Origin of the sequence: Streptomyces sp. NPDC015144 (assembly GCF_043079735.1) — a bacterium.
Classification (GTDB): domain Bacteria; phylum Actinomycetota; class Actinomycetes; order Streptomycetales; family Streptomycetaceae; genus Streptomyces.
Map to the genome: position 1 here is coordinate 189,770 of NZ_JBIBUU010000008.1, position 25,367 is coordinate 215,136.

21 protein-coding genes and 1 pseudogene are annotated in these 25,367 nt (G+C 73.2%); 6 read left to right on the top strand and 16 right to left on the bottom strand.

The genetic code is table 11. The features are described 5' to 3' along the window. Window positions 1–3: 3 nt before the first annotated feature. From ACF08W_RS16530 to ACF08W_RS16575, 10 genes are read right to left on the bottom strand one after another with little or no spacing between them, the layout of a single operon-like run. Entirely contained in the window at window positions 4–2,430 is a 2,427-nt protein-coding gene (locus ACF08W_RS16530) for a polysaccharide lyase 8 family protein (RefSeq protein ID WP_392279648.1), read from the bottom strand. A 7-nt stretch (window positions 2,431–2,437) separates the two neighbouring features. Then, on the bottom strand, window positions 2,438–3,589 hold the full coding sequence (locus ACF08W_RS16535) for an SGNH/GDSL hydrolase family protein (protein WP_392279649.1): 1,152 nt from the start codon (window positions 3,587–3,589) through the stop codon (window positions 2,438–2,440). Continuing rightward, window positions 3,586–4,665 carry a DUF1565 domain-containing protein gene (locus ACF08W_RS16540; RefSeq protein ID WP_392279650.1) on the bottom strand — a complete coding sequence of 360 codons (1,080 nt, stop codon included), beginning with the start codon at window positions 4,663–4,665 and terminating at the stop codon, window positions 3,586–3,588. The genes ACF08W_RS16535 and ACF08W_RS16540 overlap by 4 nt, the downstream gene beginning before the upstream one ends. After that, a complete protein-coding gene (locus ACF08W_RS16545) occupies window positions 4,662–5,264 on the bottom strand; it encodes a DUF624 domain-containing protein (RefSeq protein WP_392279651.1) in 603 nt (200 codons plus the stop codon). Before ACF08W_RS16545 ends, ACF08W_RS16540 begins: the two co-directional genes overlap by 4 nt. A 2-nt stretch (window positions 5,265–5,266) precedes the next feature. Next, complete coding sequence (locus ACF08W_RS16550; protein WP_392279652.1) at window positions 5,267–7,252, bottom strand: hypothetical protein; 1,986 nt, start codon at window positions 7,250–7,252, stop codon at window positions 5,267–5,269. Window positions 7,253–7,255: 3 nt separating this feature from the next. Continuing rightward, window positions 7,256–9,037 carry a heparinase II/III family protein gene (locus ACF08W_RS16555; RefSeq protein WP_392279653.1) on the bottom strand — a complete coding sequence of 594 codons (1,782 nt, stop codon included), beginning with the start codon at window positions 9,035–9,037 and terminating at the stop codon, window positions 7,256–7,258. After that, entirely contained in the window at window positions 9,034–9,798 is a 765-nt protein-coding gene (locus ACF08W_RS16560; protein ID WP_392279654.1) for an SDR family NAD(P)-dependent oxidoreductase, read from the bottom strand. Before ACF08W_RS16560 ends, ACF08W_RS16555 begins: the two co-directional genes overlap by 4 nt. 45 nt (window positions 9,799–9,843) lie before the next feature. Then, a complete protein-coding gene (locus tag ACF08W_RS16565) occupies window positions 9,844–10,767 on the bottom strand; it encodes a carbohydrate ABC transporter permease (RefSeq protein WP_385212374.1) in 924 nt (307 codons plus the stop codon). Beyond that, on the bottom strand, window positions 10,754–11,725 hold the full coding sequence (locus ACF08W_RS16570; protein ID WP_352278824.1) for a sugar ABC transporter permease: 972 nt from the start codon (window positions 11,723–11,725) through the stop codon (window positions 10,754–10,756). Before ACF08W_RS16570 ends, ACF08W_RS16565 begins: the two co-directional genes overlap by 14 nt. Window positions 11,726–11,737: 12 nt before the next feature. After that, window positions 11,738–13,006 (bottom strand): ABC transporter substrate-binding protein, encoded by a 1,269-nt coding sequence (locus ACF08W_RS16575; RefSeq protein ID WP_352278823.1) that lies wholly within the window; start codon window positions 13,004–13,006, stop codon window positions 11,738–11,740. Between the two features lie 224 nt (window positions 13,007–13,230). Here ACF08W_RS16575 and ACF08W_RS16580 point away from each other — a divergent pair, with 224 nt between their 5' ends. Beyond that, the gene (locus ACF08W_RS16580; RefSeq protein ID WP_392279655.1) at window positions 13,231–14,289 is read left to right on the top strand and encodes a LacI family DNA-binding transcriptional regulator; all 1,059 of its coding nucleotides are present in this window, start codon (window positions 13,231–13,233) and stop codon (window positions 14,287–14,289) included. Window positions 14,290–14,678: 389 nt separating this feature from the next. Here the strand turns inward: ACF08W_RS16580 and ACF08W_RS16585 are convergent, their stop codons facing one another. Genes ACF08W_RS16585 through ACF08W_RS16600 form a run of 4 tightly spaced genes read right to left on the bottom strand, consistent with a single transcriptional unit; the run spans window position 14,679 to window position 18,362 of the window. Further along, window positions 14,679–15,914 carry an MFS transporter gene (locus tag ACF08W_RS16585; RefSeq protein ID WP_392279656.1) on the bottom strand — a complete coding sequence of 412 codons (1,236 nt, stop codon included), beginning with the start codon at window positions 15,912–15,914 and terminating at the stop codon, window positions 14,679–14,681. Further along, the gene (locus ACF08W_RS16590; RefSeq protein ID WP_392279657.1) at window positions 15,911–16,402 is read right to left on the bottom strand and encodes an HIT family protein; all 492 of its coding nucleotides are present in this window, start codon (window positions 16,400–16,402) and stop codon (window positions 15,911–15,913) included. Before ACF08W_RS16590 ends, ACF08W_RS16585 begins: the two co-directional genes overlap by 4 nt. Window positions 16,403–16,440: 38 nt before the next feature. Next, window positions 16,441–17,316, bottom strand: coding sequence for a phosphotransferase (locus tag ACF08W_RS16595; RefSeq protein ID WP_392279658.1), 876 nt, complete (start codon window positions 17,314–17,316; stop codon window positions 16,441–16,443). Window positions 17,317–17,366: 50 nt separating this feature from the next. Then, entirely contained in the window at window positions 17,367–18,362 is a 996-nt protein-coding gene (locus ACF08W_RS16600; RefSeq protein WP_392279659.1) for a hypothetical protein, read from the bottom strand. Window positions 18,363–18,441: 79 nt separating this feature from the next. Here ACF08W_RS16600 and ACF08W_RS16605 point away from each other — a divergent pair. Continuing rightward, a pseudogene (locus ACF08W_RS16605) lies at window positions 18,442–18,546 on the top strand (alpha/beta hydrolase); the annotation flags it as partial. A gap of 27 nt (window positions 18,547–18,573) precedes the next feature. On the opposite strand, the gene ACF08W_RS16610 reads toward ACF08W_RS16605, so the two are convergent. Continuing rightward, a complete protein-coding gene (locus tag ACF08W_RS16610) occupies window positions 18,574–18,804 on the bottom strand; it encodes a hypothetical protein (RefSeq protein ID WP_392279660.1) in 231 nt (76 codons plus the stop codon). A 253-nt stretch (window positions 18,805–19,057) separates the two neighbouring features. On the opposite strand from ACF08W_RS16610, the gene ACF08W_RS16615 reads away from it, so the two are divergent. Together ACF08W_RS16615 and ACF08W_RS16620 are read left to right on the top strand one after the other, a co-directional pair. Then, window positions 19,058–20,068: an aldo/keto reductase gene (locus tag ACF08W_RS16615; RefSeq protein ID WP_392279661.1), complete on the top strand. Its 1,011-nt coding sequence runs from the start codon at window positions 19,058–19,060 to the stop codon at window positions 20,066–20,068. Between the two features lie 56 nt (window positions 20,069–20,124). Further along, window positions 20,125–20,544, top strand: coding sequence for an SRPBCC family protein (locus ACF08W_RS16620; RefSeq protein ID WP_392279662.1), 420 nt, complete (start codon window positions 20,125–20,127; stop codon window positions 20,542–20,544). A gap of 112 nt (window positions 20,545–20,656) precedes the next feature. Here the strand turns inward: ACF08W_RS16620 and ACF08W_RS16625 are convergent, their stop codons facing one another. After that, on the bottom strand, window positions 20,657–22,507 hold the full coding sequence (locus tag ACF08W_RS16625; RefSeq protein WP_392279663.1) for a serine hydrolase: 1,851 nt from the start codon (window positions 22,505–22,507) through the stop codon (window positions 20,657–20,659). 181 nt (window positions 22,508–22,688) lie between these two features. Between ACF08W_RS16625 and ACF08W_RS16630 the strand changes: the two genes are divergently transcribed. Further along, window positions 22,689–23,798 (top strand): nitronate monooxygenase family protein, encoded by a 1,110-nt coding sequence (locus ACF08W_RS16630; RefSeq protein WP_352278809.1) that lies wholly within the window; start codon window positions 22,689–22,691, stop codon window positions 23,796–23,798. Further along, window positions 23,795–25,345, top strand: a complete 1,551-nt coding sequence (locus tag ACF08W_RS16635; RefSeq protein WP_392279664.1) for an acyl-CoA synthetase — start codon at window positions 23,795–23,797, stop codon at window positions 25,343–25,345. Before ACF08W_RS16630 ends, ACF08W_RS16635 begins: the two co-directional genes overlap by 4 nt. Window positions 25,346–25,367 lie beyond the last annotated feature (22 nt).

The window sequence follows — 25,367 nt, forward strand, 5'->3', positions numbered from 1 at the left end:
GGTCTAGCTCCTCTTCAGGGTGAGGTTGAGGGTCGCGCCGTGGCGCCCGGCGGTGTCGGCGGTGATCCGGACGCCGCCGCGGACGGCGGCGACCCGCACGCCCGGATCGGCGGAGGCGACGGTCAGACCGGGCCGCGCCAGGTCCAGGACGACCGAGGACCGCAACTGCGTCGGGTCGGACAGCGCCACCTTCACGGTCGCGCCGTCCGGCCGTACCAGCACCGAGGCCGGCCCGTCCGAGGCCAGCTCCCGCACGGTGCCCGCCGTCCAGAAGTTCGCGGCGAGCAGCCCGTCCGAGCCGCGCCGCACCGCGTGCACGGCGGTGGAGCGGGCGATCGCCTCGACGGGCGGGGCGGCCGACCACAGGGCGGTCCGCCCGGGGGAGGCGGCGGGGGCCTGGAGCCAGTAGTAGCCGGCCCCGTCCGGGGCGGTGCCGTGGTCCTGCCAGAGCGTCAGGTAGGGGCGGCTGACCGGGGTGTCGGTGCCGTACTTGAGGTTGATCTCCCGCCAGGTCGCCGTGCGGTTCTCGCGCAACCCCCGGAGCGTCACGGGCTCGGGGAAGACGTAGCCGCCGGTCCCGGCCAGATGCAGCCACCGCACCCCGTCGAGCCGCTTCGACCAGCCGGTTTCCGCCGGGGCCGCCGTGCCGTCGACGAGCAGCGCCGCCGCCGGGTCGCGGAGCTTGCGGTTCTCCACCACGGTCTCGACGGTGCCCGCGTCGGCGCCGATGCCCGAGCCGACGCAGGCGATCACGTCGTCCAGGCAGAACCAGCTCTTCAGCCCGTGCAGCGAACTCCCGTACGCGCGCAGCTCCATGCCGTACGCGCCGAGCGTGGTGCCCGGCAGGGCGGTGCCGCCCGCCCAGTCGGCGGTGCTGGTGGTCCGCTGGCCCGCGGCGTCCGCCGGGCGTCCGGCGACGACGGTGGTGCCGGGCAGCCGGGCCGGGTCGACGGTCGGCCAGTAGTCCTCGCTGTAGTGCCCGAGGTCGTCGGTGTGGAGGAGGACCATGCCGTCGGAGAGGTGCCAGCCGTGCAGGTTCTCGTTCTGGATCGACTCGTAGTTGTAGATCCGGGACGAGTACGCGGAGATGCCCAGGGAGAAGGAGGGGCGCCGGTGGGCCGCCTTGTCCATCCGGGGATGCTGCTTGTGGGTGATCAGCGGTCCCCGGGCCGGCACCGGGGAGGCGAGGACCCGTTGCGCGGCGACCAGCGAGGCGAGGTCGGTGACGGCCAGGAAGTCCCGGTAGGTGTCCTCGGCGATCCACTGTTTGACCAGGGCGGTGAACCGGTCGCCGGTCTCGCCGGGGAAGCCCGGGATCAGACGTACCACCGCCTCGATGACGGTCTGCGCCGAGACATGGCCCTGCTTGCTGGGGCGGGCGATCTCCCGCCCGCACACCGAGGCCATCACGTCGCCGCGCACCAGCAGCGGGTCGAAGCCCTCGTCGACCCAGCCGCGGATGTGGTCGAGGTCGGGGTCGGTGACCGCCCAGGCGGTACCGGCGAGCAGGTTCAGCAGCCGGGAGAGGCTGTTCAGCAGTTCCTTGCCGTACCCGCCGTTGTACGGGTGCTTGTAGTGCTGGAGGAACGATCCGTCGGAGTAGAAGCCCTCGCCGGTGCCCTCCGCCGCCGCGTTGGCGTCGTTGAAGGCCAGGACGCTGTTGGCGCCCGAACCCTCGACGTCCGAAAGAGCGTCCCGGACCCGGGCCAGGTCGTCGCCGGCGCCGCTGAGCACGGCGTTGACGGCGACGACGGTGGAGACCCACACCCGGTTGGCCCCGGTGGCGATCTGCCGGTCGGCCCGCCAGAGGTTCGGGTCGGGCGTGTAGTGCCGCACGGCCCCGGTGACCCGGCCGAGCCGCTCCGGCCCGAGCACGTCGTACAGGAGCACGGCCGTGTCGTTGAGGGCGAGCGCGGCGCCGATCTCCCAGTCCCAGTCGTTGTCGAAGCGGGCGTGGGCGGGCCCGTAGCGGTGGTCCAGCATCCAGTCGATCCCGGCGAGCAGCAGATCGCGCAGCGCCGGGTCGGCGTACTGCGGGGTGCCGGGGACGGCCCACGCGGTGGCGGCGGTGGCGAGCCGCTTGAACGAGGTCGTCACATGGTTGGAGAGGGTGGTGCTGGTCAGGTCGGGGAAGAGCCCGTCGGTGCGGGTCGGGTCGAGGCCCAGGGCCGCCGTGGTCGCGGCCCTGCCGGTCCGGGCGACGGCCGCCGAGATCCGTGGGTCCGTCGGGTCGAGGCCGGGGCCGCCGGTGAGCAGGGTGTGCCAGCGGACGCGCAGGGCGGCGGGGTCGTCGGCGAAGGTGCCGGTGGCCGAGGCGGGTCCGGTGGCCGAGGCGGTGGGCGGCGGGAGCACGGCGGACGCGCCGAGGGCGGCCGCCGTGGCGAGGACGGTGCGGCGAGTGGTGCGGGAGGTGGGGACGGGGTCGGTCATGCGGCCCTCACAGAAGGTGTCGGCGGTCCACGGCCGCGGCCAGCGCGGCGTGACCGGAGGGGTCGGGGTGGAGTCCGTCGCCGCTGTCGTACGCGGGCCGGAGCCGGGACGGGTGGTCCGGGTCGCGCAGCGCCGCGTCGAAGTCGGCGACCGCGTCGAAGACCCGGCCGGTACGCACCGCCGCGTTCACGTGCTGCCGTACCGCCTCCAGCTCCCGGGTCCAGCGGGTCCAGCCCTCGAACGGGGTGATGGTCGCGCCGACCACCCGCAGCCCTGCGCCGTGGGCCCGCAGCACCAGCTGCCGGTACCCGGCCAGGACGAGCGCCGGGTCGGTCTGGTGCGGCGGCTGCTGGAGGTCGTTGACGCCGAGCTGGACGAGGACGGTGCGCAGTCCGGGCAGCGCCAGCACGTCGCGGTCGAAGCGGGCCTGGCCGCCCGGCCCGAACCGGGCGTCGTCCAGCAGCAGCCGGTTGCCGCTGATGCCGAGGTTGGCGACGGCCGATCCGGGCAGCCGTCCGGCGAGCTGGTCGGGCCAGCGCAGATCGGCGTCGTCCGGCGTGCCGACGCCCTCCGTGATGGAGTCGCCGAGCACCGCGACCGACGGCCCGTGAGCGCCCGTCACCTCGACGCCGGTGAGCAGGAACACCGAGGTGGTGCGGGTGCCGTCGACGGAGTGCGAGGCATGGGTGTTGCGGTGGAAGGAGAGCGGGCCGGTGGGCCCGGGGAGCCGGGTCTCCACGGTCAGCCGCGCCCCCCGGGCGGCCCGCAGCCCGGCGACCGGGTCGCTGGTCAGCGAGGCGCCCGAGGCGAGCCACGCCTGCCGCCGCCCGCCGAAGGAGACCGGACGCCCGCCCGCCGTCACCGGGCCGACGAGCACCGGTGCGGTGCCGAAGGGGTGGGCGTAGCGCAGCCGGATCCGGCCGCCCGCCGACAGCCGTACGTGGGTGGTGCACAGGGCGTCGGTCAGCCCCGCCGTCGCCATCGGGTCGGCGGGGGTGGGCGCGGTCTGCGCGGTGGCCCAGGAGACCGTCCAGCGGGACGGGCCCGGACCTCCCGAGGGACCGGCCGCCCGTGCCGCCGGTGCCGTGACAGCGACCGCGGCCAGCCCGCCGGCCGCCACCGTCAGTACCCCGCGCCTGGCGGGTGCCCGGCCGCTCACGCGGGGCACGCACCCGTCGGGTCGTACGCGCCGCCGTAGGTGCCGACGGCGTTGCCGCCGGTGTTGCCGCTCATCGTGTTGGTGCAGACCGGGCCCTGCGGGGTGCGCATGAACTTGATGCCGCCGCCCGCGTTGCCGGTGATGGTGTTGCCGTAGACGCTGGTGCCGGTGCCGTCGGTGGCGGTGTCGCCGCCGAGGCGGATACCCGCGCCGACGTTGTCGTGGACGATGTTGTAACGGAGGATGTTGCCGCTGCCGCGCGCGTCCAGTCCGCCGGAGCTGGGATCCTTCTGGGCGCCGCAGTCGTTGTACTCGACGTAGTTGTGGGTCGAGTTCTCCTTGATGTCGACGCACTCGTTGCCGTACGTGGCGATGGTGTTGTGGTGGATGCGGTTGTTCCTGCTGATGTCGGGGGCGGCGTCCGGGGCGCCGTTGGCCCCCTGCTGTTCGGGTGCGGTGCCGAGGTAGATGCCCTCGCCGTTCTTCCCGCCGCCGCCGAACACGAAGTCGTGGACGCCGCAGTGGGTGATGGTGTTGCCGGAGATGTCGGCGCCGGTCACCAGATAGCGCACCCGCAGACACTCGTCGGCGGCGTTCTTCAGCGTCATCCCGGTGATCCGCAGCCCGCCCACCCCGTTCCCGGGAGTCGTGCTCATGACATAGATGAGCTTGAGGCGGTACCCCGACACCTCGGCCGACGAGCCGTGCAGCCCGTCCACGGTGAAGCCGTCGAGCGTCGTCGAATCGTGCTGGACCTGGACGATCCGGGCCTCGCCCGCCCCCTTCACCACGGCGTCCGACGGGCCGGTGATGGTCACTCCGGCGCGCCTGGTGACGACGTCCTGCCGGTAGGTCCCGGCGGCGAGGTTGACCACCGCGCCGGTGGGCGCCAGGTCGACCGCCTTCTGGATCGTGGCGAGCGGGGCGCCCCGCTCCGTACCGGAGTTGGCGTCGCTGCCGGACGGCGACACGTAGTACGCGGTGGCGGCCTCGGCGGCCACCGACGGCGGGGGCAGGACGAGCGGGGCGCCGGCGGCGAGCGCGGCGACGAGGGCGGAACGCAGAACACGGCTCATGGGGTGTACCTCCTGGGATCGGCGAAGGACAGGGCGAGCAGTACGGGAACGCTGGGACCCAGAAGCAGGGGACCCAGCGGCACGACGAGGGAGAGCAGTACGGCGGACACCACCGCGCCGAGCAGTGCGGTGCCACGGGCCGCCGAGCCGAAGCCGAGCGCCAGCGCACCGCGCGACCAGGCCCGCACCGACCCGTGCGGGAACCGGCCCGCCTCGGCCGCCAGCGCCACATGGTGGACGGTGAGCGCGGCCGCGATGCCCACCTGCGCGGCGAGCAGCACGAAGGTCCACGGCTCCGGACGGCCCAGCAGATGGACGACGTTGACGGCCAGCACGCCACCGGCCGCGGTGGACGCGAGGGAGTGCCGCCACAGCGCCCGCCAGTAGCGGGGAAAGGCGGTGAACGTCCCGGTGAAGCACCGGCCGTCCCCCTCCTCCCGCCACCGCTGGAGCGCGTGCGCCAGCGCGGCGAGCGCGGGCAGCCAGGTCACGATCCCGAGCGACAGCACGGTGAACGCGGCTCCGGCCGCCGCCGGGTACGCCACGAACTCCAGCCGCCGCAGCAGCGTCGGCCAGGCGGACGAGGAACGCGCGCCCATGGTCAGCCCACCCTTCCCGTGTACGGCTCCGGGACGTCGAGCAGCACCCGGCCGTCCCGCTCCAGCCGGGTGGCCGCCACCACGTAGGGGGCCGGGTCGTCGCCGCCCAGCAGCACCGCCGCCGCGTCGGCCGACGTCCCGGCGGTACGGATGCGACGGTCGACGGGGGAGAGCAGCACGGTCTCCGCACCGAAGGAGACGCCCCACCCCCGCTCGCACTCCACCCGCCCGGCCGGGCCCGGCTCCGCGCCCGGGACGATCGCGGTGAGGAAGGCCGCCCCGGCCGAAGGGCCGGTCGTCGTCCGTAGGGTGTGCAGGGTGCGGGTGAGCCGCAGCTCCGGTGTGCTGGATGTCGGATTGGCCTCGACCTCGGTGGTCTCCGCGACGACCCGGGCGTCCAGGGGCGCGAACCCGCGCACCAGCGCCCGGGCCGTCCCGGACCGGATCAGCCGGTCACCACCGGGCAGCGGCTCGGTCGGCCGGTCGGTCTGGAGCAGGAACGTCCACTCCCGCTCCGCCTCGGCCTCGGCGAGGTCCAGCAGCACCAGCCGCCCCGCCGGGGTGAACACCAGCGTCCGGTCCAGCCGCCGCACCCCGAGCGCGGGGTCGTACATCGCGGCGATCTCCGCCGTGGCGTGCGCCCAGCCGCAGTCGGGCGCGAGGAGCACGTCGCGCTGGCGGGCCTGCCGGTCGTGGGGGATGTCCCGGTACACGTGGTACCGGTCCTCGTCCGCGTACCCCTGCCCGTCCACCAGCAGCAGGTTGTGGTGCGCGGCCCGCTTGCGGTTGCTGTAGCCCTCGTCGACCGCGAGGAAGGCGCCCTGCGAGACCAGTACGAACGAGCCCGAATCGGGGTGGTGGTGCCCCTGGTTCAGGGTGTCCCAGCCCCGCTCCGCCCGGTGCTTCGCGGACGCCTCCCACGCCTTGTGGCCGCCGCCGGGGCTCGCCTTGAACGAGACGAGCGTGGCGTCGTCCTCCCAGCCGGTGCGGGCGGCGAGCAGCCCCAGGTCCGGGAAGAACGCCCGCGTCTCGGTGGGCCGTTCGGCGGGAACGGACGGGTCGTACCAGAGGTATTCGAGGTACGCCTCCGGCAGGATGCCCGGCCGTACCCCGCTGTGCTCCGCCTCCTGCCACAGCAGTTCGTCCGAGACGAGGTCGCCCAGCCACTGCGCCTGGGGGATCCCGTACCGCGCCGCGAGCCGGTAGTACAGCCCGGCACTGTGCCCGCTGCGCCGGTCGTGGCAGTCGCCGTGGTCGACGTTGAACGCGAACCCGGGGGCCAGCTGGTGCATCCGGTAGCGGAAGGTACGGGGGAGGAACCCGCCGCGCTCCCACCAGTCGATCCCCTCCGCCTCCTGGAGGAGGTCCAGGTGGGCGGCGAGGAACGGCACCCCGTAGCGCCAGTAGACGACCCCCTCGGCGTGCGAGCCGTCGTCCGGCAGCAGATCGAGGACCGTGCCGAGATTGTCCCGGGCGCGCTCCGTCCACTCCTCCTTGCCGAGGACGTAACCCGCCGTCGCCAGGCCCGCGTGGCAGATCCAGTTGTGGTTCTGCCAGTACGACGACGACCACCAGCCGCCCTCGCTCGCCACCGCGAACTCGTACATCCGCCGCCCCTGGAGCAGCAGCTTGTACCGCAGCAGCGCCCGCGTCTCCTCCGGCAGTTCGTCACCGACCCACCGCAGGGCGAGCGAGAGGTGGTGCAGCAGCCAGCCGGCGTCCAGGTCGTGGTCGGGCATGTGGGCCCGGCCCCAGTGCGGCAGCCGCGCGGCCGCCTCGATCCACCGCGCGCTCTCCGCCAGATGGGCCGGATCGCCGCCCACCCGGTGGGCCAGCGCGGGGTTGGACGCGGCGGGGCCCAGCCAGGTGATGCTGGCGAGCGGGTGGGCGCGCGGCGGGGTCAGCCCGCGGTGGCGCACGGCCTCCGCGTACAGCCGGGCCCGCTGCGCGGGGCGCGGTCCGGGCGGCGGGGTCGCCGAGAGCAGCACGGGTCAGCCCTCCGTCCGGTACACGGCGCTTCGCCCGTCGGCCAGCGAGACCGTCAGCACCCCGGCGTCGTCCAGCTCCACGCCGGTCACCGCGGGAGCCGCCGACGCCGCCTGATACACGGAGGCGAACGTGACCCGCTCCGCCCGCGCCATGAGGTCGACATGGGTGCGCACCCGCTGCGGATCGTCCGCCGGGCCGGGGCCCGGCCGGGAGACCGGGCGTACCGTCGTGCCCGGGGAGTGGGTGTGCCGGCCGTGCAGGACCTCGTCGCCGTACCAGGTGGTGTGCAGCTCGCCCGAGGGCCGGACCTGGACGTCCAGCGCCACCCCGGGGCGCAGTTGCGCGACCGGGGACCGCTCCGGCCCGGCCTCCACCGTCAACAGATCGACCAGGTGCCCGTCACCGAGCACCACCCGCCGCACCGCGCGCACCCCCTCGTACGCCTCCGTCACCTCGGCGGTGACCGAGGTGGCGTCCGAGCCGAGCAGCCGCCCGGCGCACTCCGCCTGCTCCCCGTCGTCCACCCGGAAGGCCGGATGGGCCCGGGTCGACGCGTACAGCCCACGGAACCCGGCGTGCGCGTACGGCACCTGGCCCGGATCGGGCTGCCACGCGGTGGAGTCGCCGTAGAGATACAACGACAGCTTGTCGCGGTGACCGTGCGAGCCGCCGTGCGGACCGAAGTCCAGCAGCGCGTGGACCCCCGCGTGGCGCAGCACCGCGTACCCGGTGTCCGGGAACACCGTCACCGCGCCGGCCGCCGGCCGGTTCGGCAGCGGGGGACCGGCGAACCAGCCGTCCAGCTCCCGGTCGAGCCCGTCGTCGGCCCCGCCCAGCTCGGCACGGGCCCGCCCGGCCACCGCCTCCAGGGCGGAGGAGGGAACCAACTGCTGCGCCAGCGCCACCAGTTCGAGCCACTCCAGGGCGAGCGGGGCGCGCCGGTACGGGCCGTCGTGCAGCGCCGGGAGGATGCCGCCCGGCGTGGCGATCGCCGCCAGCGCGTCCGTCATCCCCGCCAGCACGTCCACCACGTCCGGGGGCAGCGCGGCGGGGTCGGCGCCGCGCAGCGCCAGCAGCGCGGCCCGCAGCACGAACCCGTGGTAGTAGGTGCTGCCCTCCCACTCCCAGCCGTCCTCGGCGACCGCGACCCGCAGATGCGCGTACAGCCCGTGCTCGCCCTCCAGCCACCGCCCGGCCCCGTCCCACGCCCGGCCGCGCACCGCCGCCGCGCCCCGGCCCGCCGCCGCACCCGCGGCGTTCAGCCACGCGGTGTAGTTCGACGCGAGGAGATCCTGGCCGGTGAGGACGGACCGGGCGTCCAGCGCGGCCCGCTCCAGCGCGTCCAGCAGGGGCAGCACACCGGCCAGACCCTCGGTGGAGTCCTCGGCGAGCGTGATCACGGCGTGGCCGATGTTGACCGCCCAGATGGCGTCGGTCAGCGCCTGGTGGAAGAGGCGGCCGCGCAGCATCCAGTCCTGCGCCTCGCCGTGCCGCCCGGTGGCCAGCTCCGCGTACAGTCCCGCGTACTCCACCAGCCGGGCCACCGCCTCCGCGCGCTCGCCCCGGTGCGCCAGCACCCGCACGTGCCGCGCCCACGCCTGGTGGGACAGCACCAGCCAGGCGCCGCGCACCGCCTCGTCGTCCACCCGGCAGCCGTACGCGCACCGTGCGCCGCCCTCGGGGAACACCCCGCCGAGCAGATCACCGTGATCGAGCTCCACGCCGTGCGCCGGGCAGACGTACGCGTGCCACCAGCCGCCCCGCTCCCGGGGAACGCGCCTCACCGCGGCCACACGCCACCGTCGATGTCCACCGTCGTGGCGGTGAGGAAGCCGGAGGCGGGCGAGGCCAGGTGGACCACCGCGGCCGCCACGTCCCGCGGGGTGCCGGCCCGGCCGACCGGGATGCCGGCCTCGATCGCGCACTGGGCCTCGGGGGCGGTGAAGGTGTCGTGGAAGGCGGTGCCCTTGATGAAGCCGGGGGCCACGGCGTTGACGGTGATGCCGGTGCCGCCCAGCTCCTTGGCCAGGCCCTTGGTGAAGCCGAGGACACCGGCCTTGGCCGCCGCGTACGCCACCGAACCGGGGCCGCCGCCGTTGTGCGCGGCCAGCGAGGACATGGTGATGACGCGTCCGGCCGCCGACTCCTCGAGATGGGGCAGGGCGGCGCGCACGGTGCGGAAGGCGGAGGTCAGGTTGGTGGAGAGGACCCGGTCGAAGTGGTCGTCGGTCATCTCGGCGACGGTGGCCCGGCCGATCAGATGGCCGGCGTTGCAGACCAGGACGTCCAGGCCGCCGAGGAAGCCGGTCGCCTCCTCGACGAGCCGGTCCACCTCCTCCGTCACCGTCACATCGGCCCGCAGCGCCTTCGCCCGGCGGCCCAGCGCCTCGATCTGCGAGACCGTCCGGGCGGCCTCGTCGGCGGAGGAGTGGTAGTGGACGGCGACGTCGGCACCGGCCTCGGCGAGCGCGACGGCGATGGCCCGGCCGATGCCGTGGCCCGCCCCCGTCACCAGCGCGCGGGAACCGTGGAGATCAGCAGACATGGAGCACGTACCTTTCGAGGAGGGGGAAATCCGGGGCGGGCTGGGTCATTTGAGACCGGCGGTCGCGAAGCCCTGGACGAAGTAGCGCTGGCCGATCAGGAAGAGAACGACCATGGGAAGGGTGGCCAGCGTGGTGCCGGCCATCAGGAAGTGCCACTGGGGCCCGTTCTCCGTCTTGAAGACGGAGAGCCCCACCTGGATCACCCGCAGACTGTCCGTGCGGGTCACCAGCAGCGGCCACAGGAAGTTGTTCCACGACGACTCGAAGGTCAGCAGCGCCACGGTGGTCAGCGCGGGCTTGACCTGCGGGGTCATGATCCGGGCGTAGATCCGGAACTCGCCCAGCCCGTCGAGCCGGGCCGCCTCCTCCAGCTCCACCGGGAGGTCCAGGTAGAACTGGCGGAAGAGGAAGACCGCGAACGGGGTGACCGCCCCGGGCACGATCAGCGCCCACCAGGAGTCCAGCCAGCCGCTGCCGCCCTGGCCGAGGATGTCGTTCCCCCCGGCCAGCGGCATGAAGCGGACGATCAGGAACTCCGGCAGCACCTTGGTGTACGTGGGGATCATCAGCGCGGCGATGAAGAGGTAGAAGATGACCTCGCTGCCCCGGAACCTGATCCGCGCCAGCGCGTACCCGGCCATCGACGCCACGACCACGTTGATGGTGGTGTGACTGACCGCGATGATCAGACTGTTGCGCGCGTACGTCGCGAACGGCGCCGCCTCGAGCGCGTCGACGTAGTTCCCGAACTCCCAGTGCTCCGGCAGCAGTCCGGCGTCCTGGGAGGCGATCTCCACCGGGGACTTGAGCGAGGTGAGCACCATCCAGACGAACGGCACCACCATCAGCAGCGAGACGACGACCAGGGTCGTGTAGAGCGCGATCCGGCCGACCGGGACCGGCTTGCGCTTCCTCGCCCGCCGGGGCGCGGGCGGAGCGGCCGGCGCGCAGGGCTCAGTTGTGGCCACGGGTGCCTCCCATGATCCGCCGGTTGACCAGGGTGAAGCCCATCAGCAGGACGAACAGCACCAGGGACTGCGCGCAGGCGTACCCGACGCGGAACTCCCGGAAGGCGGACTTGTAGATCTCGTACGTCATCATCGTGGTGCTGTTGGCGGGGCCGCCGTCGGTCAGGATGTAGATCTGGTCGAAGGACTGGAAGGCGCTGATCATCGATGTGATCAGCACGAAGAAGGTCGCGGGCTTCAGCAGCGGCAGGGTGATCGAGAAGAACTGCCGGACCCGGGACGCGCCGTCCACCGAGGCCGCCTCGTACAACTCCTTCGGCAGGGACTGCAACGCGGCCAGATAGATGAGCATCTTCATGCCGATGCCCTGCCAGACGCCGACCAGGATCACCGACGGCATTGCCCAGGTGGTCGAGGAGAGCCAGGCCGGGCCGTCGATCCCGAGGAACGACAGCAGGGTGTTCAGCAGCCCGTTGCCCGGGTTGTAGATCCAGAGCCAGACCAGCGCGATCGCCACGGTCGCGGTCACCTGCGGCAGGAAGACCGCGGTGCGGAAGATCCCCCGCGCCCTCAGGCCGGTGTGCAGCGCCAGGGCGACGAGCAGCCCCAGCAGCATGCCGAACGGCACGGTGAAGAAGGTGTACACGACGGTGTTGACGACGGACTTGCGGAAGACCGCGTCGCCCAGCATCTCGCGGAAATTGTCCAGACCCACGAACTGCGGCGCCGTCAGCACGTCGTACTTCGTGAAGGCCAGGACCACCGACGCGACGACCGGCAGGCCGATCCAGAGCGAGGCGTGCAGCAGCGCGGGCGCCACCATCAGCATGCCGGCGCGCTGCCTGCGGCGTCCCGGCCCGGTGGGGGACCGGCGGGAGCGCGGACGCCGCGCGGCCGGGTGTGCGTCCGGGGAGGCGGGCGGCGCGGGACGCGCCTTGAGTACGGATGTCGTTCCCACGGTGACGGGTCCCTACATCCGGCCGATGGCGGCCTCGGCGAGCCGGCCGAGTTCCGCGATGGCGTCCTTCGCGGACTGCTTCCCCACGATCGCGGGTTCCAGCGTCGGCTTGATCTTCTCGCGGATCTCCATCCACGCGGGGGTGCCGCCCTCGGAGCACGCGTCGCCCATGCTCCGCAGGGAGAGGTCGACGAACTTGTTCTCCTTCACGTACGAGGTGTCGCTGAGGTCCTTCAGACCGGGCACCGAACCGCGCTGCCTGGCGGCACCGAGGATCGACTCGGGGGCGGCCAGGTACTCGACGAGCGCGCGGGCCGCCGCGGGGTGCCTCGAACCGGCGGACTGGCTGACGAGCGTGCCGCCCTGGAGCATCGCGGGCCTGCGGTTGGCGAGGACGAACGCACCGAGCCTGTCCTCCTTCAGCAGGTCCGGGGCCTGGTCCCCGACCTGCTTCCACAGCGCGCTCGTCGTCATCATCATCGACGCCCTGCCGGTCTGGACGTTGGACGGGGCGCCGAGTTCGGTCTTCTTCCCGTAGTCGGCGGAGCCGTCCGCGACGAGGTCCTTGAAGAACTGGAGCGCCTCGACCCCGCGCGCGTCGGTGAACATCACCTTCTTGCCGTCCTCGCTGAACAGCTGCCCGCCGTTGGCGAAGAGGAACGTCTCCCAGCACTGGCGCAGGTCGATGGAGAACGGGTCGAAGCCGATCCGTCCGCCGTGGGTCAGCCGCTTGGCCACCGCGCGCAGTTCGGCCCAGTTGGCCGGAGTCTTCCTGATCCCGGCCTCGGCGAAGTGGTCCTTGCGGTAGACGACGATGCGGGTGTCGAGGACGACCGGCAGTGCGTACAGCTTGCCGCCGTACCGGGAGGGCTCCAGCACCCGCTCCTCGTAGTCGTGCGCGGAGGCGAACTCCTCCGGCAGCTCGGCGATCGCCTTCTTCGCCGCGAACGGGGGGATCCAGCCCACGCCCATCATCAGCACGTCGGGCAGCAGACCGCCCGCCAGGCCGGTGGTGATCTTCTCGTTGAGCTGCTGGTACGTGGTGTAGTCCACGTTCACCTTGACGTCCGGGTACTTCTTCCGGAAGCCGCCGAGGATCTCCTGCTCCAGCAGCTTCTTGCCGTCGGCGCCCTCGTAGATCGGGGTGAGCAGAGTGATCTCACCCTCGGCGGGGCCTTCGGCGGAGCCGGCCGGCGAAGTGCCGGTCCCGCAGCCGCCGAGCGCGGCGGCGGCCGTTCCGGCGCCGATGGCGGCGAGCAGCGACCGTCGATTGAGTTGCATGGGACACCCCTCTTGAGGTGGAGGCTGTGGATCGATCCAGCAAGGAGTCCCGGCCATGGCTGGGAAGTGCTGGTAAATCGATGCAGCGATGCTAAGAAGGCGGTGAGAGGGGCGTCAACAGCTTGTGTCCATGAATTTTCTGGAGCATTAACGGGTGTAGCGGTAAACCATGTTCAGTAAATCGATACACTGATAGGGTCGTGCGTAGTCGAACCGGAGGTGGCATGAGCGGGGTAACGATCCATCAGGTCGCGCAAGCGGCGGGGGTGTCCGCGAGCACGGTCTCCAACGTCCTCAACGGGCGTACGGACCGGATGCAGGCGGCCACGCTGGCCAGGGTGGAGCAGGTGATCGAGCAGCTCGGCTACCGGCCCAACCGCGCCGCCCGGATGCTGCGCACCGGCCGCATCAAGGTCATCGGCCTCATCGTGCCCTCGGTCGCCAACCCGTTCTGGGGCGCCCTCGCCCGCGAGCTGGAGGCCATCGCGCTCGCCGAGGGGTACCACGTCCTGCTCTGCAACAGCGAGCGCGATCCGGCCCGCGAGCTGAAGTACGGCGAGGAGCTGCTCGCGGACGGGGTCAGCGGGGTGGTGCTGTGCTCCTCGCTGCCCTCCATCGACCATGTGACGCCCCTGCTCAGCCGGGGGCTGAAGATGGTCGCCTTCGACCGCACCGCGCAGGCGGGCGACCCGCCGTCACTCGCCTCGATCAGCGTCGACAACGCGATGGGCGCCGAGCTCGCCACCCGCCATCTGATCGAACTGGGGCACCGGCGCCTGGCGTTCGTCTCCGGCTCCGTCAACAGCGTCAACCGCCGTGAACGGCTGCGCGGCTTCCGGGCCGCCCTGGAGTCGGCGGGCCTCGATCCGGCCGACGCGATCGTCTGGCCCGGCGCCGACGCCACCGAGTTCGGCGACAAGGACGCCGCCGAGCTGGGCCGCAACGCGGCCCGCGAGCTCCTGTCCGGGCCGCGCCCGCCCACCGCGTTCGTCGCGATCAACGACATGTGCGCGATCGGGATCTGCCGGGGCGCCAAGGACGCGGGCCGCAGCGCGGGGCAGGACGTCTCCGTGGTCGGCTTCGACGACATCCTCCTCGCCGACCTCTTCGAGCCGCCGCTGACCACAGTGCGCCAACCGCTGCCGGAGATGGCGGCGGAGACCTTCCAACAGCTCCGCGCCCGCATCGAGTCCGCCCCGGCGGCGGGCCGCTCCCTGCTCATCCGGCCCCGCCTGGTGGTCCGCGAGTCGACGGCCCCGGCACCGGCGGGCGGGGCCGAGTAGCGGCACGGCTTCCGCGGACCGGTGCCGGCCACCGCGACCGTGCCGGCCCGTGCGCGGGCCGGACGGGTGGGCATCCGCCGAAGGCTCGGCCCCCCGGCCCCACCCGCAACACGGTCGACGACGCCCGCCGCGCCCGCCGGGCCCGCCGCGCCCGCCGCGCCCGCCGCGATCATCAGCTGGACCAGTGGGGCCCGTTCACCGCTGAGCGAGACCGGTACGCACCCCCTCGCCGCCGGGGACAGGACCTCGTCCCCGGTCCGCGGACCACGGCAGCCGCCTCGCCCACCTGGTCACCGCCGGCCCACCCGCCCGGCGCCCCTCCCGCCCTGCGGACGGCGACGGCGCGACGGACCCGCCCGCCTTCCGTCGGATGTCACGGACGACCGGTCCTACTGATCGGCCCGGAGGCGATGGACCCGGTACACGTCCCGGACGCAGAGGTTGAGGAGCGTGGCCGCCACGATGGCACCGGAACAGACCAGGAGCACGGTCCGCCCGGTCCAGACCTGCGCGGAGAGGGCGACGACGAGATAGCCGACGGGGATGGCGATCCGCTCGCCCACCCCGTTGAACGCGCTCATCCGGCCCAGTTCGTCCCGGGGCACCTGCTGTTGGAGCGCGGTGTTCCACGCGACGACGGCCACATCCAGCCCGATGCCCGCGAGCACCGCGCCGAGCAGCACCCAGAGGAGCGGCAGCCCGAGCCCGAGCGCCGTCGGCGGCAGGCAGAGTCCGGCGCTCGCGACCACGGCGACGGCCAGCAGCCGGTCCGGCTTCCAGCGCAGACACAGCACCGTTCCGGCCAGCAGCCCGGAGGCGAACGCCCCCTGGACGAGCCCCCAGGACCGCGCCCCCGCGTAGTGCTCGGCCGCGACCACCGGGCCCAGGAGCTGGAATCCGGCCAGCCACGCGGCGACCACCACCGTGCCCGAGACGGTGTACGTCCACAGCCAGACGCGTCCCCGGAACCCGGCCCAGCCCGCCCGCAGATCGGCGATCACGCCTCCCGCCACCGCGACCGGCGCGTCCAGCCGCAGCCCGAGCAGCAGCAGGGCCGCGACCAGGAAGCTGAGCGCGTCCCACGACAGGGCCCACCCCGGGCCGCCCACCGCGACGATCACCCCCGCGGCCACCGGCCCCAGCACCTTGACGGCGTTGTTCGGGAGCCGGACCAGTGCGTTGGCCCGCAACAACTGCTCGGCCGCGACGAGTTGGCCCACCACACCCCCGGCGGCCGGTGCGGTGAAGGCCGCGGCGACCCCCGAAACGAAGCCGCACGAGGCGATCGAGGCGGTGGTTGCATGGCCCGTGGCCACCAGCGCCGCGAGGGCCCCCTGCGCCAGCGCGGCCAGCAGATTGCCCAGGAACAGGATCCGGCTGCGCGAGAACCGGTCCGCGAGCACCCCGCCCGCGAGGAGGAAGACGATGGTCGGTACGGAGTTCGTGGCCAGGACGGTCCCGAGCGAGCCCGCCCCGCCGCCCTGCCCGATCACCGCGTAGGCCAGCGCGAGCGGGGCCATCGCGGAGCCGGTGGTGGAGACGAGGTTGGCGAGCAGGAACCGCCGGAAGGCGGGAATCCGCAACGGAGTCGGGACGGCCGCCGCCCCGGTGGCCGGTGCGGTCACGCCTCACGCTTCCCGCAGGTGCCGGTCCGGTCCAGTTCCTCGCCGAGCGCCGCCCGCAGCGCGTCGTGCCGGGGGCCGAGGGCGTAGCGGCCGTCGGTCCAGCGGTCACGCGGGTAGAGCCAGACCGGCAGGGACACCCGGTCGGCGGGCTCCCAGTCGTAGCGGGGCCACACATGGGCGTGCAGAAAGCCGTCGGTGTTGCCGAGGATCTCCAGGTTGACCCGGCGGAACGCGGGGTCGGCACGGAGGCAGGCGCGCTCGACGGCCTCACCGAGCCGGTCCATGTCGGAGAGGAAGGCCAGCCGCTTCGCCCTCGGGAGGTCCGAGAGACGGCGCACCCCGGGCTCGTCCACGAGGAGCACCGAGTACCCGGGCAGGAACTGCACGTCCCCGATCGCGGCGAACCCCGCGTCCAGGCGGCGTACGACGGCCGGGTTCTCGCCCCGCAGGGCACTGGCTATGCGGTGGTCCCGCCAGTTGGAGGTCATCGCGGGAACCTATCGTGAACCGGCGCGAACGCCCCGGGTCACAGGCGTTGTTCGGCCAGCTCCAGCCAGCGTTCCACCTGCTCCGGAGGGAAGTGCCTGACGGCCCAGTCGGTCATGCGCAGGCTCATGTGGGCCCAGCAGGGGCGCAGTACGTCCCCGGGCAGGGCGTCCAGAATTTCGTCGAGGCGGCGGACGACGCCCGGCGGGTGTTCCCCGGCGTGCAGGCCGAAGCGGAGGGTGACCAGATCGAAGCGGTGGTCCCCGCGCCCGGCGCCGTCCCAGTCGACGACGCCGGTGACGGAGCCGTCCACGGCGAGCAGGTTGCCGTGGTGGAAGTCCAGGTGCACCACGTCGGCCCCGGCCAGCACCGGGGAATGGGCGGCGCCGACCGACCGGATCCGCTCCTCCAGCGCCGCACCGCGCGCCCTGTGTCGGCGCAGCGGCTCGTGGAGGCAGTAGCCGGGGCCGTCCTCCCGCAGATACAGGGGCACCCGCAGGACGTCGGTGCGCCCGGCGAGCAGCCCCGCCTGCGCGGCGTTCAGGGCGAGCGCCCGGTCCAGCCCGTCGTGGTCCAGTACGTCCGGCGGCGCGCCCGGCAGCAGCTCCTGGACCAGCACCACCGCATCGTCCACCTGGAGCGCCAGCTCCGTCGAGGGGCAGGGGTACCCCCGCTCGCGCAGCACCGCGCAGACCGCCAGCGGGCCCGCCCGCAGCTCGTCGAGCCGGGCGCCGGGCCGCCACTTCAGCACGGACCGGTGCCCGTCGGGCCACCGGACGTACGCGGCTCCCACCTGCCCTCCCGGACAGGGGCCCTCGACCACCAGCCGCACCCCCGTCATACGGTGCACGGCGGCGGTCAGCCGGTCGGGGGCGATGCGTTCGGTGCGGGTCCGGTGCCGGGGTGCGGAGGTCATCGGGACATTCTCCGGCAGGGCGCCGGGCGGTTCCGGGGCCGGGGCACGGCTCAGGAGAGCACCCACCGGGGCGGGTGCCCGGGGTCGGCCGGGCAGACGAAGACATGCAGGTCGCGGTCGCGGCCGAAGCGGAGCCGGGTGGGCCGGGCCGTCGCCGCGCCTTCCTGGGCCGGGGCGTTCCCGCGCAGGACGAGGGCGCGGTCCTCGACCGGTATCCAGCTGAGCGAGGAGCCGTCCCACTCGATCCCGTCGGCCGTCAGCAGCAGCCGCGCCGGGGCGGCGCAGGACGGACACGGGACGGGCATCGGGCCCGTCGACGGCCAGCTGGGGAAGCCGCCGACCCGCCAGCCGGGCGGGATCGACAGGTCACCCTGGTAGCTGAGGGCGTCGGGGCCGTGCTCCGCCGCCCGGGCGTCGTCCCGCGCGTCGATACGGGCGAGCAGCGGGGCGGGCAGGGTGTCGCCCTCCGCCCACGGATAGGTGTCCACCTCTTCGGGGTGCAGGACGCACGGTTCGGGAAGGTCGTCCGGCCACCGCAGCAGGGGCGCTTCGGGCGGGTCGGTGAGGAGGCGCCCGGCGCGCCCGGTCTCCGCGGCCCGCCGCCACCGCAGTCGGTAGCGGACCTCCAGGTGCGGGCCATGGGCGAAGGAACAGCGGAAGAGCTGGACCAGGTCCGCGCCGTCCGGTCCGGCGGCCAGCCCCGGGACGTCCCGGCGGAAGAGCTGGGCGAGCCCCGTGAAGGGCACCGGCCCGTCCTCCCCGGGCGTTGCGGTGCCGGGCCACGGCCGGGCCGGTGGCTGGGAGCCCGTGGCCCGGGCGGCGCGGATACCGTCCGGCGCGTACCCCTCGGACTCGGGCCGGTGCGGCTCGCGGCAGACCGGCCAGGGCTCGTCGTCCGGCCAGAGCATCGGCCCACCCACATGGCTGTCGTGGGGGCCGGGACTCCCGGGCCTCGGGTGCAGCCGGGTGGTCCGGCCCCGGTGCGCGGCCAGTTCAGGGAAGACGGTCTCCACCGGCACCGGCCGGTCCGGCGTGGTCCTGGTCATGGGCGGACCGTACCCGGGCGGAGGAGCCCGGCCCGGGGCGGGCCCGGATTGCGGGCCGCCACGGCACCGGCCGGATCCGCTCATCCCCGATGCGACCTTGAAGGTCTACGACGGCGGCTCGCACGGCATCGCGAGGGTCCCGGGCGACGAGGAGCGGTTCAACGCCGACCTGCTGGAGTTCCTCGCGCGGTGCCCCGCCGGGCGGTCGGCCTCACTCCCTCGGCGGCCGCCCGGGGTGCCGGTGGGGGCCGCGTTCCGCCGCGGCATGCCACCAGCCGGGCGGAGAGGCGCCGGTGACCCCGGACAGGGGCTGGTCGGGATGGAGGCCGAGCCGCCGCAGCGCGTCGGCCCGGACGCGGACGTCGAACCAGCCGTGCCAGTGGCCGTCCGGGCCGATGCCGCAGGCCAGTCCGGACCGCGTCTCGTCCGGGTCGAACGGCATCCAGTCGATGCCGCGGTCCCGCAGTCAAGCGCGCACGGCCGCCATCGGCGGAGGGCGGCCCGGCAGGTTCTCGTAGGCCGCGACGGTGATCCACTCGGTGCTCGGGACGTCCATGAACCCATTCTGCCGGGCGGCCACGGGGCGAAGCCCGGCCGACCTTGCATTAGCAAGCGTCTGCAAGTATTGTTCTTGCAAATAAAGCGCGCATGCAACTTAATGTGCGTGCCGGTCGCACACCCGCAAAGGCACTGTCATGTCCCTCAAGGAAATCCTTCCCGGCCGTCTCGGCTTCGGTACGGCCCCGCTCGGCAACATGTTCCGCGCGATTCCCGAAGAGGAGGCCCGCGCCACCGTCGAGGCCGCCTGGGAGCACGGCATCCGCTACTACGACACCGCCCCCCTCTACGGCGCCGGCCTCTCCGAGGAGCGCCTCGGCAGGGTCCTCGCCACCAAGCCCCGTGACTCCTACATCCTGTCGACGAAGGTCGGCCGGGTCATCCTCGACGAGCACGAGACGGACCTCCCGGACTTCGGGGAGAAGGGCGGCCTGTTCGAGCACGGCAACCCGAACCGGATCGTCCACGAGTGGACCGCCGAGGCCACCGAGCGCTCCATCGAGGGCAGCCTGAAGCGCCTCGGCGTCGACCGCCTGGACATCGTCTGGGTCCACGACATCGCCCAGGACTTCCACGGCGACGCGTGGATCCAGAAGTTCGAGGAGGCCCGTACCGGTGCGTTCCGGGTGCTGTCCCGGCTGCGCGACGAGGGCGTCATCAAGGCGTGGGGCCTGGGCGTGAACAAGACCGAGCCCATCGAGCTGACCCTCGCCCTCGACGAGCCGCGGCCCGACGGCTTCCTGCTCGCCGGCCGCTACACCCTCCTCGACCACGAGCACGCCCTCCAGCGGCTGCTGCCCATGGCCCAGGAGCAGGGGGTCGACATGGTCGTCGGCGGCCCCTACAGCTCCGGAGTTCTCGCCGGAGGCACCCACTTCGAGTACCAGCAGGCCCCGCCGGAGATCGTCGAGCGCGTCGGCAGGATCAAGGCGCTGGCCGAGAAGCACGGGGTGGGCATCAAGGCCGCCGCGCTGCAGTTCTCCCTCGCCCACCCGGTGTCCGCCGCCGCCGTACCCGGTGCCACGCGGCCCAGCCGCATCGCCGAGGACGTCGCCGCCCTCGCCGAGGTCATCCCGGACGCGTTCTGGACGGAGCTGCGTGCCGCCGGGCTGGTCAGCCCGGCCGCCCCGCTCCCGAACGGCGCCTGACCCCCGGCCCCGGCCCACCCCCCACACACGCACACGCAGCAACAGGAGAAGCGATCATGGCTTCCACCTCCGTCTCCCGCATCGTCCCCGCCTCGCCCGAGAGGGTGTGGAGCCTCATCGGCGGCTTCGACACCCTGCCCGACTGGCTCCCCTACATCCCCGAGAGCACCCCGTCGGAGGGCGGCCGCGTCCGCCGGCTGAGGAACACCGAGGGAGAGACCATCGTCGAGCGCCTCGTGGACTTCAACGAGGCCGAGAGCCGCTACAGCTACGCCATCGTCCGGGCGCCCTTCCCCGTCAGCGGCTACGTCTCCACCATCCGGGTCCACCCCGTCCCCGGCCGGGACGACGCCGCCGAGGTGCAGTGGTCCGGGCGCTTCGCCCCCGACGGCGTCACCGACGACGAAGCCGTCGCACTCTTCACCGGCATCTACGCCGACGGTCTCGACGCCCTCCACGAGACCCTCGTCGTCTGACGGCGACAGGCGTACCGGCGGGTCCTCGCGACGTTGACGGCCGGAACCCGGGCAGGGCCGTGAGCCCGGGGATCCGCCGCCCGCCGAACGCGGATCCCCGGCCCGCGGGCCGTCAGTCGGCGGAGGCCGTCCACCCCCGGGCCTCCACCCGGCACGCGTCGCGGGAGCGGCTGTCGTCGAAGAGCGTGCGGCCGTCGTCCTCGACGCGCACCGCGTCCACGTACACCCCGCGGCCGACGTACAGCTGGTCGGTCGCGTACCGCCAGCGCAGGCGCAGCTCCGTGCCGCGCCAGGCGGTGAGGTCGGCCTCCAGGTCGTGCCAGACCCGGCCGGACCAGCCCGCGACCGAACCGGCGGGATGGGCCTCCGGCTCCGGACGGGGCCGCCCCGGGGCCGGGACGGTGGTGAACGGCACGGGCTGCCAGGTCGCCCCGGCGTCCGTCGACGCCTCCAGGAAGAGGAAGTCGGAGCCGGGCTCGGTGTCCCACCACAGGGCCGAGCGCAGCCGGGCCCGCGCGGAGGCGGGCCGCAGCGCGGGCAGGGTGAGCGTGGCGGTGGTGGCGCTCGCCATGCCGGAGAACCACGCCGTGCGCCCGTGCGCGGGGCGGACCGGGACGGCGCGGGCCATCCGGTTGGCGGTGGCGACGCGCGGGGCGCTGCCGGAACGCCAGTTGCGCACCGGGTGCACCGAGTTGCCGAGGACGATCAGGAAGGAGTCGGTCGTCGGGTCCAGGACGAGACTGGTGCCGGTGAAGCCGGTGTGGCCCGCGGTGCGCGGAGTGGCCATCGCGCCCATGTACCAGTGCTGGTAGAGCTCGAAGCCGAGGCCGTGCGCATCGCCCGGGAACGCCGTGTTGAAGTCGGTGAAGAGCAGGTCCACCGAGGCGTCCGAGAGGATGCGGGAGCGCCCGTACACCCCGCCGTTGAGCAGCGTACGGGCGAGGATCGCCAGGTCCCAGGCGCAGGAGAAGACCCCGGCGTGGCCCGCCACCCCGTCCAGGCTGTGGGCGTTCTCGTCGTGCACCTCGCCCCAGACCAGTCCGCGGTCCAGCCCGGACCAGGGCTGGCGGGCGTCCTCGGTCGCGGCGATCTTCGGCTTCCAGGCGGCCGGCGGGTTGTAGCGGGTGCGGTGCATCCCGAGCGGGGCGGTGATCTCCTCGCGGAGCAGGACGTCCTGGGCGCGGCCGGTGATCTTCTCCAGGACCAGCTGGAGCGAGATCAGGTTGAGGTCGGAGTAGAGGTAGACCGTGCCGGGCGGGTTGGCCGGGACCTCGTCCCACAGCAGGCGCAGCTTCCCCTCGCGGGTCGGCGCCTTGTAGAGCGGGATCCAGGAGCGGAACCCCGAGGTGTGGGTGAGCAGCTGGCGGATGGTGATGTCCTGCTTGCCGCCGCCCGCGAAATCGGGGAGGTATGCGGCGACCTTCGCCTCCAGCTCCAGCTTCCCGCGCTCGATCTGCTGCACGGCCAGGATCGAGGTGAACAGCTTGGAGACCGAGGCCAGGTCGAAGACGGTGTCCTCGGCCATCGCGATCTGCTGGTCGGGCGGGAACTCCACCCCGGTGTCGGTGGTCTCGTCGTACGCGGTGTAGCGCACGGCCATGCCGATCGGCCGGTGCAGGGCGACCGTTCCGCCACGCCCGGCGAGCAGTACCGCCCCCGCGTACCAGGGATGCTTCGGGGAGTCGGCGAGGAACTTCTCGGCGTCGGCCACCAGTTGGTCCAGGGGCTCCTGGAGCAGCCCGGCGCGGGAGGCGGGCCCGCGTCGCAGCGTCGGGCGGTCCTGCCCGGGTGCGGCGCCCCCGGATTCCGTTGTGCGCACAGCCGACGATCCCGTCTCCGCTTCCATGGCCGACGCCCGCTCCGCGAACGGGACCGGTGCCAGGGCGATCGCCCCGCCCAGGGCCAGCATCCCACCGCCCAGCCTCCGCCGGCTGATGCCTCTGCCCGCCGCGTCCTCGGTCATCCGGAGCCCCTTCCGCTGCGCGAAAATAACTTTCGTCATCTCGCCCGCCACTGAAACTTCCTGCCGACGCAGAGGTTACTGTCACCCCTGCCGTCACGGGGGCCCCGTGCGCCGGAAAGAATCTGACTGGGCATCAGAAAATCTCTTCCCTCGACTGCCCGGCTGCGGCATCCTGCCGCCCATGGAGACGGAGCTGAGCAAGAAACTGGGAGTCGAGCACGCCATCTTCGGCTTCACGCCGTTCCCGGCGGTGGCCGCGGCCATCACCCGGGCCGGTGGCTTCGGCGTTCTCGGCGCGGTCCGCTACACCGCCCCCGACGAACTGGCGCGCGATCTCGACTGGATGCAGGAGCACACCGACGGCAAGCCGTACGGGCTCGACGTCGTCATGCCCGCGAAGAAGGTCGAAGGGGTCACCGAGGCCGACGTCGAGGCGATGATCCCGGAAGGGCACCGCCGGTTCGTCCAGGACACCCTCGCCAAGCACGGCGTACCGGAACTCCCCGAGGGCGAGGCGTCCGGCTGGCGGATCACCGGCTGGATGGAGGAGGTCGCCCGCAACCAGCTCGACGTCGCCTTCGACTACCCCATCAGACTCCTCGCCAACGCCCTCGGATCGCCGCCCGCCGACGTCGTCGGGCGCGCCCACGACCGGGGCGTCCTCGTCGCCGCCCTCGCCGGAAGCGCCAAGCACGCCCGCCGCCACGCCGACGCCGGCATCGACATCGTCGTCGCCCAGGGGTACGAGGCGGGCGGCCACACCGGTGAGATCGCCTCCATGGTCCTGGTCCCGGAGGTCGTCGACGCGGTCGGACCGCTCCCCGTCCTCGCCGCCGGAGGAATAGGCAGCGGGGAGCAGATCGCCGCCGGGCTCGCCCTCGGCGCCCAGGGCGTCTGGCTCGGCTCCCTCTGGCTGACCACCGAGGAGGCCGACCTCCACTCCCGCGCGCTCACCCGCAAACTCCTCGACGCGGGCTCCGGCGACACCGTCCGCTCCCGCGCGCTGACCGGCAAGCCCGCGCGCCAGCTCCGTACCGAATGGACCGACGCCTGGGACGACCCGGCGGGTCCCGGAACGCTGCCCATGCCGCTCCAGGGGCTGCTGGTGGCCGAGGCCGTCTCCCGGATCCAGAAGTACGAGACCGGGGCCCTGCTCGGCACCCCGGTCGGCCAGATCGTCGGCCGGATGAACAGCGAACGCAGTGTGCGGGCCGTCTTCGACGACCTGACCCGCGGTTTCGAGCGCGCCGTGGACCGGATCGACCGCATCGCCGGACGGAGCGCCTCATGACACCGCCCCCCAACGGCTTCTGGGCCCAGGCCACCGCCGACCCCGGCCGCACCGTACTGATCGCCCCCGACGGCGAGGCGTGGACGGCGGGCCGGCTGCACGCCGCCGCCAACCGCATGGTCCACGGACTGCGCGCGGCCGGACTGGAACGCGGCGACGCGTTCGCGGTCGTCCTGCCCAACGGCGTCGAGTTCTTCACCGCCTACCTCGCCGCCTCCCAGGCCGGCTTCTACCTCGTCCCCGTCAACCACCACTTCGTCGGCCCCGAGATCGCCTGGATCGTCGCCGACTCCGGGGCCAAGGTCCTCATCGCCCACGAACGGTTCGCGCGGGCCGCGACCGACGCCGCCGACGAGGCGAAACTCCCCGCGAGCCACCGCTACGCCGTGGGCACCGTCGACGGTTTCCGCCCGTACGCCGAACTGCTCGAAGGACAGCCCGAGGACGCCCCGGAGGACCGCACCCTGGGCTGGGTCATGAACTACACCTCGGGCACGACCGGACGCCCGCGCGGCATCCGCCGCCCGCTCTCCGGCCGCCTCCCCGAGGAGAGCCACCTCGGCGGCTTCCTCGGCATCTTCGGCATCAAACCCTTCGACGACAACGTCCACCTGGTCTGCTCGCCGCTCTACCACACGGCCGTGCTCCAGTTCGCCGGCGCCTCCCTGCACATCGGCCACCCCCTGGTGCTGATGGACCGCTGGGCCCCCGAGGAGATGCTGCGGCTGATCGACACCCACCGCTGCACCCACACCCACATGGTCCCCACCCAGTTCCACCGCCTGCTCGCCCTGCCCGACGACGTGAAACGGCGCTACGACGTCACCGCCATGCGGCACGCCATCCACGGCGCCGCGCCCTGCCCCGACCACGTCAAACGCGCCATGATCGACTGGTGGGGGAAGTGCGTCGAGGAGTACTACGCGGCCAGCGAGGGCGGCGGCGCCTTCGCCACCGCCGACGACTGGCTGAGGAAACCGGGCACGGTCGGCCGGGCCTGGCCGATCAGCGAACTCGCCGTCTTCGACGACGACGGCAACCGGCTGCCGCCCGGCGAGCTCGGCACCGTCTACCTGAAGATGAACACCGGCGGCTTCAGCTACCACAAGGACGAGACCAAGACCCGGAAGAACCGCATCGGCGACTTCTTCACCGTCGGCGACCTCGGCCTCCTCGACGAGGACGGCTACCTCTTCCTCCGTGACCGCAAGATCGACATGATCATCTCCGGTGGCGTCAACATCTACCCCGCCGAGATCGAGGGCGTCCTCCTCGGCCACCCCGCCGTCGCCGACGTCGCGGTCTTCGGCATCCCGCACCCCGACTGGGGCGAGGAGGTCAAGGCCGTCGTCGAACCGGCCGAGGGCCACCGGGCCGGCCCGGAGCTCGCCGAGGCGATCCTGCTCCACTGCGAACAGCGGCTCGCCGGATACAAACGCCCCCGCACCGTCGACTTCATCGACACCCTGCCCCGCGACCCCAACGGCAAGCTCTACAAGCGGCGGCTGCGCGACCCCTACTGGGAGGGACACTCCCGGGCCGTGTGAGCCGGACGGCCGCCGCCCGGCG